Below are 14,756 nucleotides of genomic sequence, written 5' to 3' on the forward strand. Positions count from 1 at the left end.
AAGCTGGTCAGGAAGCGGACGGCTTCCGACCGTTCGGCGTGCCATTGAAATCTTCGGCCTTCATGGCCAGGAGAGAAGCGCTGGGGTTCAGCACGTATCGATCCATGTCGACCTCGGTCTGGCTGAGGTGCTCGCGCATGGCCCGGCCCGCTTTGGTGGCTGTCCCCCGTCGCACCGCCTGGAGAATCCTGGTGTGATCGGCGATGGCGTTCTCCCGCACCGGAGCATAGGACGACGTCTGGTGCCTGGTCAGCTTGAGGATCTGGGAGATGGGATCGAACAGCGAGGCGATCATGCTGTTGTTGGCCGCCTCGATGATGCCCTGATGGAAGGCCATGTCCGCCTCGACGAACTTCACCACGTCGGGAACCGCTGCAGCAGCGCGCATCTGGCCGAGCGTCTCGTCCAGCTGCGCCATGTGCGCGTCCGTGCGTCGCTCTGCGGCCATCTCGGCGACGGCCACCTCGACGACCTTCCTGGCTTCGATCAGCTGGCGGGGAAGGGCCAGCCGGTCGGAGCCATGGGCCGACCGGGCCACGAAGAGCACCGGATCCAACGTCGACCACATCGCCGGCGGGTTGGCGAACGTTCCTCGCCCCTGCTCGACACGAACCACACCCTTGGCCGCGACGGTCTTGATGGCCTCGCGTGCGGTCAGCCGACTGACACCCGACTGTTCGGCCAATTCCGTCTCGCTCGGAAGGGGGACATTTGCCGCGTACCGACCGACGACCACGTCGTTGATGATCTTGTCGGCGAGGCCGTCTGCCAGCGACGGACGCGATGTCATCCTGCCCTCCTTTCCATTGCCAGGAGTATGACATGCCAGTCTGCGTCACCCTTTACCTGCCGCGGCTTCGCTTTTGACGCCAGATGTTGAGGGCCACCGCACCGACGATGATGACGCCGCTGAACACCTGCTGCCAGTAGGCCGAGATGCCGAGGAGGATCAAGCCGTCCTGGATCAGTGCCAGCAGGCAGGTGCCGAGAACCGTCCCGAGAATGCTGCCTTCCCCGCCGAACAGACTTGCTCCACCGATCACCACGGCCCCGATCGCGACCAGCTCGTAGCCGTTGCCGGCGGAGGGCTGGCCGACACTCAGGCGGGCGGTCTCGATCACGGCCTCGAGCCCGGCCAGGCCGGCTGCGATGGCGAAGATGGCAATCTTCGTCCGGCGCACCCGGATTCCCGAGAGCACGGCTGCCTGTTCGTTCGAGCCGATGAAGAAGACGTTGCGACCGAAGCGGGTTCTGGCCAGGACCAGGTGCGCCAGCACCGCGACACCAGCGGCGATCCAGACCGGAATGGGTATTCCGGCCAGCGACCCCTGCCCGAGTACCAGGAAACCGTCGGGGAATCCGCTGATCGTCTGGCCCTGGGTGATCCCGAGGGCGAGTCCCCTTGCCACCGCCAGCATCCCGAGCGTCACGACAAAAGGTGGGATCGATGTCAGGCCGACCAGCAGACCGTTGACGAGACCGACGACCACACCGCAGGCCACCGCCAGCAGTGCCGCAACGATGGTCGGCAGGTTCAGGTTCACCATGAACTCGCCGGTCATGATGCTGACCAGCGCCACCGTCGACCCCACCGAGAGATCGATGCCACCGGCCAGGATGACGAAGGTCATGCCGACGGCGATGATCAGCGACAGGGACGCCTGGCGGGCCACGACGATCAGGTTGTCGGTGGTGAGGAAGTACGGTGACCGCCAGGTCAGGAACAACACCACCAGGATCAGGACGCCGGCCAGTCCGGCCTCCCGCGCGGCGAGCACCGATCTCACCCTGTCCATCGCGCTGCGGCGGTCAGGGCCCTCCGCTTCGCCCTTCTGCACTTCCGTCGAGAGCGTATCGGTCATCGTTCCATCTCCGAGTTTTCCGTCTGCGAATCATGAACACCGGTGGCGAGTGCCATCACCTGCTCCTCGTCGGCCAGTCGGCCATCGAGCTCCCCCACGAGGCGGCCCTCGCACATCACGAGCACGCGATCCGCCAGTCCCAGCACCTCCGGCAGTTCGGAGGAGATCATCACCACTGCCACCCCGGTGGCCGCGATCTCCCTGACGAGACGGTAGATCTCGGCCTTCGCGCCCACATCGACGCCACGCGTGGGTTCGTCGAGCAGGAGCACCTTCGGCCGCATGGCCAACCATCGGGCGAGCACCGCCTTCTGCTGGTTGCCGCCACTCAAGGTGCCGACGGTTGTCTCGACGGAGGGCGCCTTCACCCGCAGGTCGCCCGCCATCCGAACGGCCAGCTTGCGATCGCGACCCCGCCCGACGACGCCCAGGCGGCACAGATCGCCCAGGCACGCGGACGTGATGTTGGTGCGGATCGGTAGCCCGAGGAACAGACCCTCGCGCTTGCGGTCCTCGGGGACGTAGGCGATACCGGCGGCCATGGCTTCGCGAGGATTGCGCAGGCGTAGCTGCTTTCCATCGACGCGCACCGTTCCGCTGGTGGTGCGACCCATGCCGAACACCGCCATCGCCGTTTCCGTCCGACCGGCACCCACCAGACCTGCCATCCCGAGGATCTCGCCGGCTGCCACCTGGAAGCTGACGTCGCGTACCCGTGGGCCGGCGTTCAGACCCTCGACCTCCAGCACGGGAGCCGCCGGGGTCGTCGGCACCGCCGGACGCTGTCCGTACATGTCGACGAGATCCCGGCCGACCATCATCTTCACCACTTCCCCGGGGGTGACCTCGGAGACCTGTCGGACCCCGACGAGGGCACCGTCCCGCATGATCGTGATCGCATCCGCTACCGCGAAGATCTCCCGCATGCGGTGGGAGACATAGACAATGCTCACGCCACGCGCCCTGAGCCGACGGACCAGGTCCAGCAGGGTCTCGACCTCGTCCTCAGTCAGGGACGAGGTCGGTTCGTCCATCACGATGAGTCGAGCATTCATCGACAGGGCTTTCGCGATCTCGACCATCTGCCGGCGGGCCACGTTCAGCCGTCCGACCTGATCCGTGGGCCGGGCATCGATCTTGAGCTCCGCCAACAACTTGGCCGTCGCGTCGTGCATGGCGTGGAAGTTCACGCCTCGTCCGGGCCGGGTCGGCTCCCGCCCGGCGAAGACGTTCTCCGAGATGCTCAGGTGCTCGGCCAGCATCAGTTCCTGGTAGATCACCGCGATGCCGGCCGCCTGGGAATCACGCGGGGACCTGATGTTCATTGCTGTGCCGTCGATCTCGATGATGCCGGCCTCGGCGGTGGCAGCCCCGGCCAGCACCTTGAGCAGCGTGCTCTTGCCGGCGCCGTTCTCCCCCACCAGCGCCATGACCTGCCCGGGATCGACCCGGAGGTCGACCCCGCGCAACGCCTTGACACCCGGATAGTTCTTGACGATGCCCCGCATGAGGATCAACGGCTGCGTCATCCTGTCCTGCCTTTCTCGATCGAGTGCCAACGCCACCCACCGACCGGATCAGACCCGGCCTGCCCGGATCAGATCCGGTTCAGATCCGGTTCATCCGGATCAGTTCCGGATCAGTTCCGGCTCGGTCAGTGGGGGGCCGAGCTCTGGAAGGAGTCGAGAGAGGCCGGCGTGACCGTGACGACACCGGTGTCCTGGTTGAAGTCGGCCGGCAGCTTGGACTTCTTGGTGTTCAGGTCGACGAGGATCTGCAGCGCGCTGGCCGTCATCCCGTAGGGCTTCTGGGAGATGAGCGCGTCGACGCAACCGCCCTTCATCCCGGCGATTCCCTGTGGCACCACGTCGAATCCGACCGCCTTGATCTTCCCGCACTTGCCGGCCGCCTTGAGCGCACCGGCGATACCCGGCAGGTCGGAACCGCCGATGCCGGCCATGCCCGTCAGGTCCGGATGGGCCTGCAGGATCGTTTCGGCCTTGCCCTGGGCGTCGGCGATCGATTCGCCGGATTCCTCGGTGGCGACGATCGAGATGCCGGGGTACTTGGCCAGGCCGGTCTTGAGGCCGGTCAGCCGCTGGTTCAGGTTGGTGGCGCTCAGGGATCCGATGACGACGGCGACCTTCCCCTTGCCGCCCATGGCTTTCGCGAGCGCCTCGGCCTGGCTCTCGCCGGCCTTGACGTTGTCGGTGCCGATGTAGCCCTGGACCTGGCTGCCCGGAACCGGGCCGTCCCAGGCGATGACCGGGATGCCGGCGGCCCTGGCCTCGGCGATGATGTCCTTGACGCTCGCCGGGTCGTTGGGGGAGATCGCGATCCCCGCAGGCTTGGTCGCCAGGATCGACTCGAAGATGGCAACCTGCTTGCCGGCGTCATCCGTGTCCGGCCCGAGGAACTGAGCCTTGACCCCCAGCTTGGTCGCCTCGGCCTCCATGCCCTTTCGGGCGTCGACCCAGTACGGGTTGTTCAGCGACTTGGGCAGGAACACGTAGCTGCCCGTGGCCACCGACGCGGCTGCAGCAGCAGGCTGCCCCGCACCCGAGACGGCAGGGCCGCCGGCCGCAACGGTGCTGGACGCACCGGTGCTGCATCCGGCCAGTGCAACGGCGGCGAGCATGCAGATGCCACCCAGAACAGTTTTACGCATGGGAATTCTCCAGTTCTCTTCAGGGGGTTCGAAACGGAGGAGTCGAGATCAATCCGTAGATCTTCGACGAGGTGGGGCCAGGAATGGATGGCACTTCGTGCCGGGATTCATTGCCGATGTGCGGCGCAGAAACGATGCAGTGGGTGTCAGTTCATCGGAGAACCGTGGTGCGAGACCTCCCGCACGATCCGGGCCAGATTCTCCACTCCGGAACGCGGGCTGGACAGGACCGGAAGACCGGTCTCGGCCTCGAGCCGCTCGACCAGACGGTTCATCGACGCCTGCGCCAGCACGATCACGTCGACTTCCCCGGCGAGCTCGGCTGCTTGGTCGGCGATCATCTGGTCGTGGGCGACCCGATCGCCGGCCATGAGCACATCGAACGCGCCGGGGCACAGCCGCTGGACGATGTGTGGGGATCTGCCGGAACCCGCCGCCACCGACGCGATCAGGTCACTCGTGGGGCCGAGCGTCGTCGGGACGGTGGCCAGCACCCCGATGCGGTCCGATCTGGCCGCGATGGTCGCCATCGCCTGATCGATCTTGACGACTGGAACGCCCACTGCCCGTTGCGCCGCATCCAATGTGGGGCCCAGCGACGAGCAGGCCGAGAAGATGACATCGGCTCCGGCGGCTTCGGCAGCCTGCGCCAGATGCACCATTCGAAGCTCGCTCCGCTCGGAGATTCCCTGCTCGCGCACGACGGTCGCCAGCACGTCGGAATCGACGAAGTGGAGGAGTTCGGCGCCCGGGATCAGCTCGGAGATCAGGTCCGTGATCACCGGCTCCACGGTCACGAACACGAAGCTCGTGTGAAGCACTGCCACCTTCGCCATAACTCTCCTTCGATCGACATTGATCCACCCATCAGATGACTTCCTCTGATGTCTTAGGACTATGAACATCGGTCAGGCAGTTGTCAAGACACTCTTCCGGCTTGTTGACGAGCTCCCTCCAGGAACTTCGGTGAATCGTCAGGTGCGCCCGCGGACTACCCGATTCAACGGCGGCGAAACATCGGATTCCAGCCGGACTGCAGGGAGAATTTGCATAGTTCTATGGCGTCCCGGCAGCTGTGCGAATGGCACTGACGCGTATGTATTGTGGCCACTGGACCGGCGCGTTCGACGCTCGCTCCCGATATGCGTCTCAACCCGACCACCGTGCCGGCCGGCCCCATCCGTCCCGGAATCACACATTCGGCAACGCTCCCCGACGCCCTCTTCCAGACGAGGACCCCCATGACGGCTCACCCGCACGACGCAGCCCCGCCGGCCGCGGTCGGCGTTCTGTCCTTCGAGGCATCGACCGCCGATCTGCCTCGACCATGGCGGGTCGATCCAGCCACCATGGCCGAGTCCGCTGCGGCAGGAAGGCGTCTCGTGGTGCTGGACGACGACCCGACCGGCACCCAGACGATCTCGGATCTTCCGGTGTTGACCGGCTGGTCGGTCGAGGATCTGCGCTGGGCCCTGCAACAGCCCACCAACGCCTTCTTCATCCTCACGAATACCCGCAGCCTGTCGCCCGACGACGCGGCCGAGCGGAATCGGCAGATCGTGCGCGCACTGGCCGAGGCTTCCGCCCTCGAGGGGGTCCAGTACGTCGTCGCGAGTCGGGGCGACTCGACGCTCCGCGGACACTACCCACTCGAAACAGACGTACTGGCAGAGGAACTCGACAACGTGCAGGTCACGGTCGACGGGGTGGTCATCGTTCCGGCCTACATCGAGCCGGGCCGGCTCACGGTCGATTCGGTGCACTGGATGCGCACCGAGGAGGGCATGATCCCGGTGGGGGACAGTGAATTCGCCCGGGACAGCAGCTTCGGGTACCAGCACTCCAACCTGCGGGATTGGGTGCAGGAGATGACCGCAGATCGGTTCCGCGCCGACCAGGTTCTCGCGATCACCCTGACGGACCTGCGAAGCGGCGGGCCTGACGCTGTCCAGACCATGGTCAGCTCCCTGCGCCACGGAGCGCCTGCAGTCGTCGACGCCATGGTCGACGACGACCTCCAGGTGCTGGCCATCGCCCTGATCAGGGCAGAGGCCGAGGGCAGGAACTTCCTCTATCGGACGGGGCCGTCGTTCGTCCGCGCGCGCAGCGGCCAGGTGGCCCTGCCGCCGGTCGACGTCGATCGCCTGCGACAGATCTTTGCCCGCACCGGAACGCCGGCTGACGACTCCCGCATCTCGAGTCGGCAGGGGGTCGTCGTGGTCGGCTCGCACGTCGGTCTCACCTCACGGCAGCTCGATCAGCTCCGGCTCGCGGGACACATCACCGAACTGGAGCTCGATGTGCCCACCCTGCTCGATCCGGACCGACGGGACGCACACGTCGGTGCGGTCACCAGATCAGCCGTGGAATTGTTGTCCGACGCCGGGGCCACCGCCGACGTGGTCATCAGAACCAGTCGCGCTCTCGTCACGGGGGCCGACGCCCACAACAGCCTGGCGATCGCACGCGCCGTGAGCGACGCGCTGGTCGGAACCGTCCGGGACATCGTCGCTTCCGTCCGGCCGGCTTTCGTCGTGGCCAAGGGTGGCATCACCTCGTCCGACACGGCCACCGAGGGACTCTCGATCAAGCGCGCCTGGGCACGCGGAACCCTGCTGCCCGGCATCGTCTCGCTCTGGGAACCGGTGGCCGGGCCGGCGCAGGGAATCCCGTACGTCGTTTTCGCCGGGAACGTCGGCGACGACCAGGCACTGGCGGACGTCGTCGCGATCCTCCGCGCCCTGTGAAACGGTTCTCCGCCCTGTGAAACGGTTCTCCACTGAAGCGGCCGGCCGCGGCCGCTCAGCCGATCAGCTTGGCCGCGGCCGAACGCTGCAGCTTGCCGGACGGCGTCTTGGGCAGGGAGCCGACGGCGAGCACGGAGACCAGGGCCGGACGGACGCCGATGGCCGCCGTCACCGCGGAGCGAATCTGACTCGAGATGCGTTCCACCGCCGCAGGATCAGCTGCCTCCCGTGATTCGACGCCGACCGCGAACGACTCCCGGCGGCCGTCCTCCAGCCAGCGCACGGCGACGGCGTTGCCGGCCCGCACACCCTCGATCTGCTCGGCGACCCGCTCGATGTCCGTTGGGTAGATGTTGCGGCCGCCCATGATGATGACGTCCTTGACCCGGCCGCAGACGACGACCTCACCATCGACCAGGTACCCGAGATCGCCCGTGTCGAGCCATCCTTCGTCGTCGCGGGTGGGTTTCGGGCCGTCGACGGTCAGATAGAGCTCGGTGATCGACGCACCCCGGACGTGCAGGACGCCGACACCCCGGTCGCCGAGCCGTTCACCGGCCTCGCCGACCGCGACGCAGGTGATGCCGGGCAGCGGCGGCCCCAGCACCGGGAACGAGCGTGAACCCGGCTCGTCGTCGGCGACCGGCGCCGCCCGATGGCCGTTCTCCAGGGCGTCGGCGTCGATGGTATCGATCCGCAGCGGCGTCCCCCAGGGGTGGAAGGACACCCCGAGGGTTGCCTCCGCCATCCCGTAGGCACAGACCACCGCAGTGGCCCGCAGACCGAACGGGGCGCCGGCAGCGAGGAATCCACGGACCGCCCTGACGTCGATCGGCTCTGCCCCGTTGAGTGCGAACCGCAGCGTGGACAGGTCCAGATCGGTGGCCCGCCCCAGCACCCGTGCCGTCAGCGCGTAGGCGAAGTTCGGTGCGGCCGTGACGGTTCCGCCGTAGCGGCTGATCAGCTCGGCCCACAGCAGTGGACTGGCCAGGAAATCCGCCGGGGTGACGGTGACCAACTCGATCCCCCGGCACATCGGCAGCGTCAGGAATCCGACCATGCCCATGTCGTGGAACAGCGGCAGCCACGAGACCATCACGTCCTCACCGGCACGCAGATGCGCTGCAGCGCACATGGCTCCGATGTTGGCCCACAGATTCCCGTGGGTGATGCGCACTGCCTTGGGGGTCGCAGTGGAGCCGGAGGTGAGTTGCAGCAGAGCGGGATCGGCGTCTCCCCGATCGACTGCCGGAGCCTGCGACGGGTCGCCCCCGGCAAGTTCTGCGACGGTCACCGCGCCGATGCCGGTGCCGTCCAGCAGGGGCGCCAGCTCCAGGAAGGGTTCACCGACGATGACCAGGCTCGCCCCGATCACCCGCAGGGTGGTCATCGTCTCGGCGGCGTAGTGGTCCAGCCGGGTACGAGCGGTCGGCTGGTGCAGCATGGTGACCGAGCCACCGGCCAGCCACACGGCCTGGGCTGCGGGAGCAACTTCGGCCGGCGTGCCGGCGAGCACCGCGACGGCCTGCCCCGGCACCAGGCCCCGCGCGGCCAGCACCGCGGACCCGGCGAGAGCGGTCCGATGGATGTCGGACCATCGCGTACGGACGACGGTGCGCGGTTCACCGGTGGTCATTCCGGCATCTCCCTGCGCAGCGCTGCGCAGGGCGTCGACGAAGGCGCTCATGCCTAGAGAATCTCACGTCACCGGGGGTCTACGGTCGTCCTGGCTGGCACCATCGCCCCGACAGGAGAACCGGCACCCATGACCAGTTCCAATCCCCCCCGTCCCGTCGTCGTGCTCGGCTCGGTGAACATGGACCTCGTCACCACCACCGATCGCCTTCCATTGCCCGGAGAGACGTTGCTGGGCAACAGCTTCGACACGGTCCCCGGCGGGAAGGGTGGGAACCAGGCGATCGCAGCGGCCAAGGCCGGCGGGGACGTCCTGTTCATCGGCGCGGTCGGGCGGGACGACTTCGGCCGTCGCATCGAGCGAGCCCTGAGCAGTGGCGGAGTCTCCGTGCAGCAGCTGCGCCGGGTCGCGGGCCCGAGCGGGGTGGCCACCATCATGGTCGATGCGAATGCGGAGAACACGATCATCGTCGTGCCCGGCGCGAACGGCACGGTCCACGGGCTGACCGACAGCGACCGCGAGGTGATCCACGCCGCCGGCATGCTCGTCTGCCAGTTGGAGATCCCGCTCGCCGGTGTCGTCTCGGCCGTCGGCGTCGCCGCGGCCTCCGGGGTGGCCGTCCTTCTCAACCCATCCCCGGCCAGGGAACTGCCGGCCGAACTCCTGGCCGGCGTCACCCTGCTGGTGCTGAACGAGGGCGAGGCGGCCGCCATCGGCAGAGCGACGGCGGACACCGTGCCTCATGTCGTCACCACGCTCGGCGCGGACGGCGCCCGCTACCGGGGGCCGGACGCCGAGTTCCACGTATTGGCGCCGAAGGTCGACGCGGTCGACACCACCGGCGCGGGTGACGCCTTCACCGGAGCCCTCGCGGTGGCCTGGACTGCCGGAGCGGGTCCGCTGGAGGCCGTCCGCCGGGCCTGCGCGGCCGGCGCCCTGGCCACCACCCGACCGGGCGCCAGCAGTTCCTCGCCGACCGCCGAGGAGATCGACCACCTGGTCGCGGCCACCTACGGTCGCTGACCGGGGAACCCACCGGGCACCGACCGACCCGACACCGACCGGGCGGCCGGGTCCACTCACCCATCCGGAGGTAAACCTGCGCAAAACACCCACCATTGCCGTGTCCGGCTGTCCCGGACCAAGATCGAGTTCTAACCTCCTCTCCAGCACCGCAAGGATGCGGTGCCTGCCGGAGGCGAGCCATGACGCGACCACCCACACCTCACCCGCCCACCACCCACCCCGACGGGCGTGGACCCAGCGCACTGATCTGGCGGTGGTGGAACCTGCTGCTGCTCCTGCCGTTGCTGATGCTGATCACGCCCTGGTTCAACCAGGACAGGCCGCGCGTCCTCGGGCTCCCGTTCTTCTACTGGTACCAGCTCGCGTTCGTGTTCGTCGGGGTGGCCTGCGTCTGGATCGTCTACGCCGCGACCCGGAAGGCACCGTCGACGCGCCCGAAGCCCGCGGCATCCTCCCCCGACGATCCGGCCACCGGCCGTCCCGATGACGGGGCCCGCCGATGACCGGCCACTGGACGGAGTTCACCGTCTTCGTCGTGCTGTTCTTAGGCGTCGCGGTGATGGGCTTCCTGGCCAGCCGGTGGAAGGCCGGGGACACCATGGACCACCTGGACGAATGGGGTCTTGGCGGCCGGAAGTTCGGCGGCTGGATCACCTGGTTCCTGGTCGGCGGCGATCTCTACACCGCCTACACCTTCGTCGCGGTGCCCGCCCTGGTGTTCGGCGCCGGCGCGCTCGGCTTCTACGCACTGCCCTACACCGTCGTGCTCTACCCGATCGTCTTCCTGCCGGTGCTCCGGCTGTGGTCGGTCTCCCGGGCGAAGGGCTACGTGACCCCGGCCGACTTCGTGCGTGGTCGCTACGGCTCGCCGACGCTGGCGCTGCTCATCGCGATCACCGGCATCGTCGCCACCATGCCCTACATCGCCCTGCAGCTCGTCGGGCTGGAATCGGTGCTGCGGACCATGGGCATCAACAGCCATGGGATCGTCGGACACCTCCCGCTGTTCATCGCGTTCCTGGTACTCGCTCTCTACACCTTCCAGTCCGGGCTCCGGGCGCCGGCGCTGATCGCCTTCGTCAAGGACGGCCTGATCTACCTGGTCATCATCGTCGCGGTGATCTACCTGCCCTCGAAACTGGGTGGCTGGGGCCACATCTTCGATACGGCGGCCAAGAAGTTCGCCGCCACCCCGAGCAAGACCGACGGCATTCTGCTGACCGGCAACAATCAGTTGCAGTACGCGACCCTGGCCCTGGGCTCGGCGCTCGCCCTGTTCCTCTATCCGCACTCGGCGACCGGGATCCTGGCCTCGCGTGGACGCAACGTGATCAAGAAGAACATGATCGCGCTGCCCGCCTACTCGTTCCTGCTGGGCCTGCTGGCCCTGCTCGGCTACGTCGCGATCGCCGCCGGCACCAAGCCGATCTTCAACAACGCCACCGGCAAGGCCGACACCAACACCATCGTGCCGGCCCTGTTCCAGAGCCAGTTCAGCGGCTGGTTCGCCGGGATTGCCTTCGCCGCCATCGGTATCGGCGCCCTGGTCCCCGCGGCGATCATGTCCATCGCGGCCGCCAACCTGTGGACCCGGAACATCTACAAGGAGTACATCAACCGCGGCGCCAGCTCGAAACAGGAGGCCAAGCAGGCGAAGTGGGCGTCACTGGTGGTGAAGTTCGGCGCGGTGGCCTTCATCTTCTTCATCGATCCGCAGTTCTCCATCGACCTGCAGCTGATCGGCGGGGTGATCATCCTGCAGACGCTGCCCGCGGTGGCGATCGCGCTCTACACCCGGTGGCAGCACTCATCGGCGCTCATCGCCGGCTGGGCGGTCGGCATGGCCTGGGGGCTGTACCTGCTGTACACGATCCCCAACCCGGCCAATGGCAAGCTGCACTTCGGCGGCTCCGCGCTGCAGCTCGGACAGCTGTCCCTGTTCGGCTGGCACCCATTCGGCGGCTCCGCCTTCCAGATCTACGTGGGTGTGGTCGCTCTGGCCGCCAACCTCGTCGTCGTGGTGGTGGTCACGCTGGTGTTGCGAGCGCTCAAGATCAAGGACGGCGAGGACGACACCGTCGGTGCCGACTACCACGTCGACGAGGGTGACGCCGGCCTGCGGAAGGTGGCGGCCGACTGATGTCGGCCGCCGACGGTCGGCGCATCCGGTCTATCCAGATGCGCGACAACAAGGCACGATGACACCGTGACGTACAGCGCTGTACATGATCTGTTCATCGACGAACGCGAGATCAGGGTCTACTCCAACGGCACCGGCAAGCCGGTGCTGATGTTCCACGACCTCGGGGCGTCGGCCGCGACCTTCGAGCATCTGACGACACCGCTGGTGCGGGCCGCCCGCGAACTGGTGGCGGTCGACCTGCCGGGCTGCGGCCGGAGCGACCCGGTGCCCGGGGAGGGCCTCGATGCGTTCGTCGACCACCTGTCGCAGATCTTCCCCAGCCTCGGCAGCGACCCGATCGACCTGCTGGGCCACGGGTTCGGCGGGTATCTGGCCGCCACCCTGGCAGCGTCGCGTCCGCATCTCGTCCGACGCCTGATCCTGTCCGAGCCGACGGCACCACCGCGGTCGGGTCCGCCTGCGAGCGCCCGGATGTCACCGGGCATGGCGTTGTCGGGAGCGGTGACGACCCTGCGCCGGGGGAAGCTCCGGCAGAACCTGCAGGGGTTCTCCCGGGCCAAATCGGTGCTGGACCAGCTCGCCAAGGCCGATCCGCAGTGGTGGGAGTCGTTGTCGGACATCACGGCACCGACGCTGGTGTTGTGCAGCGGCGCCGCCGAGGTCGGCGAGCGGGCGATCTTCGACCTGATCGCGGCCGCCATCCCGGACGCCATCCGCGCGACGGTGCCCGGCGCGAAGAAGCCGCACACCTCGTCGCCGATCGACTTCGCGGCCCAGATCCTGGACTTCGTCTCCGGCTGAGAAGCTCTCGCCTGACGACGGTCTCACCCCGCCCCGGGACGGACAGTTCGCCCAGGGTTCAGCCCTCGAGCGCCTCGGCCGCGGCCATCCAGCCGGTTTCGGCCTCGTCCTTCTCCCCGTCGATCACCTTGAGCTGCGCCTGCAGGTCGGCAGCGGCGGCGTAGTCCGCCGCCACGCTCGTCAGCCGGGTGTGCAGGTCCTTCTCCTTGCGCAGCAGGGCTTCCATCTTCTTTTCCCACCGCTGCAGGTCCTTGCGGAGCGCCCGGGTGGCGGCAGCGTCCAACGCCACCACGGAGCCGTTGCCCGACGCGCCGGACCCCGGCGAACCCGCCACCGCGGACCCACCCGCGACGGAGCCGACCTCAGCAGCGGCACGGCGGCGCAGGTACTCGGAGATCCCACCCGGCAGGTGGGTGACCTTTCCGTCGCCCAGCAGCGCGACCACATCGTCGGTCACCCGCTCGATCAGGTACCGGTCGTGACTGACCACGATCAGCGTGCCCGGCCAGGAGTCCAGCAGATCCTCCAGCGACGCGAGGGTGTCGGTGTCGAGGTCGTTGGTGGGTTCGTCGAGGATCAGGACGTTGGGCTCGGCCATCAGGATGCGCAGCAGCTGGAGCCGCCGCCGCTCACCACCGGACAGCTGGGCGACCCTGGTCCACTGGTGCTGGTTGGTGAATCCGAAACGCTCGGCGAGCTGCCCGGCCGAGATGTCCTTGCCTCCGAGGTTGACGGTGCCGGCGATCTCGGTGACCGCTTCCAGCAGGCGTAGTTCGGCGGGGAGTTCGACCACGTCCTGCGAGAGATAGCCGATGGCAGCAGTTTTCCCGGTCTTCACCTGCCCGCTCGTGACTTCGCGGTCGCCGACGAGCACCCGCAACAACGTCGACTTCCCGGAGCCGTTGATCCCGACCAGACCGATCCGATCGCCCGGACCGATCCGCCAGGTGACGTCGTCCAGCAGCACCCGGTCGCCGGACGGGGTGGGGACGGTGGCCGTCACACCTTCGAGATCGATGACGTCCTTGCCCAGGCGCTTGCGGGCAAAGCTGTGCAGCTCCACGGTGTTCCGCGGTTCGGGGACGTCGGCGATAAGGGCCTCGGCGGCTTCGATGCGGTAGCGGGGCTTGGAGGTTCGGGCCGGCGCACCGCGTCGCAGCCAGGCCAGTTCCTTGCGGGCCAGGTTCTTCCGGGTCTCCTCCGCCGCCCGGTCCAGGCGGAACCGCTCGGCACGGGCGAAAACCCAGTCGGAGTAACCACCCTCGCGGATCTGCACGCCGCCGTCGACCACTTCCCAGGTGGTGTCGGCCACCGCATCGAGGAACCAGCGATCATGGGTGACGGCGACGAGGGCCGACCGGCGGGCCAGCAGATGGTCGGCCAGCCAGGCGACACCCTCGATGTCGAGATGGTTGGTCGGTTCGTCCAGGATCAGCAGGTCGGCGTCGGTGACGAGCGCGGCAGCCAGTGCGACCCGGCGTCGCTCACCGCCGGAAAGGTTGTCCACCAACGTTTCCAGACCGATACCGGCCAGCCCGAGACCGTCCAGGATGGCACGGACCGACGAGTCGGAAGCCCAGCCGTGATCACCTTCGCCGAAGGTGTGCAGCACGATGTCCCGGACGCTGGCCCCCGGCTCGAGGCGGTCGGACTGGGTGACCACCTCGATGGTGACGCCGCGGAGAGTGGAGACGCGGCCGGTATCCGGCGGCACCAGACCGGCCAGCACCGTCAGGAGCGTGGTCTTGCCGGAGCCGTTGAGGCCGAGCACCCCGATCCGGTCGCCGGTCTGGACGCCCAGCGACACGTCCGACAGGACTGCGCGGACGCCGTGGACGACGGTGGCTGATTCGAGATTGACGAGATTGGCCAT

Annotated in this window: 12 protein-coding genes; 5 read left to right on the plus strand and 7 right to left on the minus strand. The window is 67.8% G+C overall.

Annotation, left to right across the window (positions count from 1 at the left end; genetic code table 11):
- Window positions 1-7: 7 nt before the first annotated feature.
- From ABIB25_RS11135 to ABIB25_RS11155, 5 genes are all read right to left on the minus strand, one after another.
- Window positions 8-790, minus strand: a complete 783-nt coding sequence (locus ABIB25_RS11135) for a FadR/GntR family transcriptional regulator (protein ID WP_354528514.1) — start codon at window positions 788-790, stop codon at window positions 8-10.
- 52 nt (window positions 791-842) lie between these two features.
- Window positions 843-1,862 (minus strand): ABC transporter permease, encoded by a 1,020-nt coding sequence (locus ABIB25_RS11140; protein ID WP_354528515.1) that lies wholly within the window; start codon window positions 1,860-1,862, stop codon window positions 843-845.
- Window positions 1,859-3,391, minus strand: a complete 1,533-nt coding sequence (locus ABIB25_RS11145) for a sugar ABC transporter ATP-binding protein (protein WP_354528516.1) — start codon at window positions 3,389-3,391, stop codon at window positions 1,859-1,861. Before ABIB25_RS11145 ends, ABIB25_RS11140 begins: the two co-directional genes overlap by 4 nt.
- Window positions 3,392-3,516: 125 nt before the next feature.
- Window positions 3,517-4,530, minus strand: a complete 1,014-nt coding sequence (locus tag ABIB25_RS11150) for a sugar-binding protein (RefSeq protein WP_354528517.1) — start codon at window positions 4,528-4,530, stop codon at window positions 3,517-3,519.
- A 146-nt stretch (window positions 4,531-4,676) separates the two neighbouring features.
- Complete coding sequence (locus tag ABIB25_RS11155) at window positions 4,677-5,366, minus strand: aspartate/glutamate racemase family protein (protein WP_354528518.1); 690 nt, start codon at window positions 5,364-5,366, stop codon at window positions 4,677-4,679.
- A gap of 405 nt (window positions 5,367-5,771) precedes the next feature.
- Here ABIB25_RS11155 and ABIB25_RS11160 point away from each other — a divergent pair, with 405 nt between their 5' ends.
- Window positions 5,772-7,277, plus strand: coding sequence for a four-carbon acid sugar kinase family protein (locus ABIB25_RS11160; protein ID WP_502919794.1), 1,506 nt, complete (start codon window positions 5,772-5,774; stop codon window positions 7,275-7,277).
- A gap of 55 nt (window positions 7,278-7,332) precedes the next feature.
- On the opposite strand, the gene ABIB25_RS11165 is transcribed toward ABIB25_RS11160, so the two are convergent.
- On the minus strand, window positions 7,333-8,964 hold the full coding sequence (locus ABIB25_RS11165; RefSeq protein ID WP_354528519.1) for a fatty acyl-AMP ligase: 1,632 nt from the start codon (window positions 8,962-8,964) through the stop codon (window positions 7,333-7,335).
- A 78-nt stretch (window positions 8,965-9,042) separates the two neighbouring features.
- Between ABIB25_RS11165 and ABIB25_RS11170 the strand changes: the two genes are divergently transcribed.
- The 4 genes from ABIB25_RS11170 (at window position 9,043) to ABIB25_RS11185 (ending at window position 12,883) form a co-directional block, all read left to right on the plus strand.
- Window positions 9,043-9,936, plus strand: a complete 894-nt coding sequence (locus ABIB25_RS11170; RefSeq protein ID WP_354528520.1) for a ribokinase — start codon at window positions 9,043-9,045, stop codon at window positions 9,934-9,936.
- 182 nt (window positions 9,937-10,118) lie between these two features.
- Window positions 10,119-10,442 (plus strand): DUF3311 domain-containing protein, encoded by a 324-nt coding sequence (locus ABIB25_RS11175; RefSeq protein ID WP_354528521.1) that lies wholly within the window; start codon window positions 10,119-10,121, stop codon window positions 10,440-10,442.
- Entirely contained in the window at window positions 10,439-12,079 is a 1,641-nt protein-coding gene (mctP, locus tag ABIB25_RS11180) for a monocarboxylate uptake permease MctP (RefSeq protein ID WP_354528522.1), read from the plus strand. The genes ABIB25_RS11175 and mctP overlap by 4 nt, the downstream gene beginning before the upstream one ends.
- 66 nt (window positions 12,080-12,145) lie before the next feature.
- Window positions 12,146-12,883 carry an alpha/beta fold hydrolase gene (locus ABIB25_RS11185; protein WP_354528523.1) on the plus strand — a complete coding sequence of 246 codons (738 nt, stop codon included), beginning with the start codon at window positions 12,146-12,148 and terminating at the stop codon, window positions 12,881-12,883.
- 58 nt (window positions 12,884-12,941) lie between these two features.
- On the opposite strand, the gene ABIB25_RS11190 is transcribed toward ABIB25_RS11185, so the two are convergent.
- Window positions 12,942-14,756, minus strand: a complete 1,815-nt coding sequence (locus tag ABIB25_RS11190) for an ABC-F family ATP-binding cassette domain-containing protein (RefSeq protein ID WP_354528524.1) — start codon at window positions 14,754-14,756, stop codon at window positions 12,942-12,944.

The organism is Nakamurella sp. UYEF19 (assembly GCF_040546275.1).
GTDB lineage: Bacteria > Actinomycetota > Actinomycetes > Mycobacteriales > Nakamurellaceae > Nakamurella.

Coding starts and splice junctions, on each gene's coding strand:
- ABIB25_RS11135 (WP_354528514.1), bottom strand. CDS start 790: ATGACATCGCGTCCGTCGCTGGCAGACGGCCTCGCCGACAAGATCATC.
- ABIB25_RS11140 (WP_354528515.1), bottom strand. CDS start 1,862: ATGACCGATACGCTCTCGACGGAAGTGCAGAAGGGCGAAGCGGAGGGC.
- ABIB25_RS11145 (WP_354528516.1), bottom strand. CDS start 3,391: ATGACGCAGCCGTTGATCCTCATGCGGGGCATCGTCAAGAACTATCCG.
- ABIB25_RS11150 (WP_354528517.1), bottom strand. CDS start 4,530: ATGCGTAAAACTGTTCTGGGTGGCATCTGCATGCTCGCCGCCGTTGCA.
- ABIB25_RS11155 (WP_354528518.1), bottom strand. CDS start 5,366: ATGGCGAAGGTGGCAGTGCTTCACACGAGCTTCGTGTTCGTGACCGTG.
- ABIB25_RS11160 (WP_502919794.1), top strand. CDS start 5,772: ATGACGGCTCACCCGCACGACGCAGCCCCGCCGGCCGCGGTCGGCGTT.
- ABIB25_RS11165 (WP_354528519.1), bottom strand. CDS start 8,964: ATGAGCGCCTTCGTCGACGCCCTGCGCAGCGCTGCGCAGGGAGATGCC.
- ABIB25_RS11170 (WP_354528520.1), top strand. CDS start 9,043: ATGACCAGTTCCAATCCCCCCCGTCCCGTCGTCGTGCTCGGCTCGGTG.
- ABIB25_RS11175 (WP_354528521.1), top strand. CDS start 10,119: ATGACGCGACCACCCACACCTCACCCGCCCACCACCCACCCCGACGGG.
- mctP (WP_354528522.1), top strand. CDS start 10,439: ATGACCGGCCACTGGACGGAGTTCACCGTCTTCGTCGTGCTGTTCTTA.
- ABIB25_RS11190 (WP_354528524.1), bottom strand. CDS start 14,756: ATGGCCAATCTCGTCAATCTCGAATCAGCCACCGTCGTCCACGGCGTC.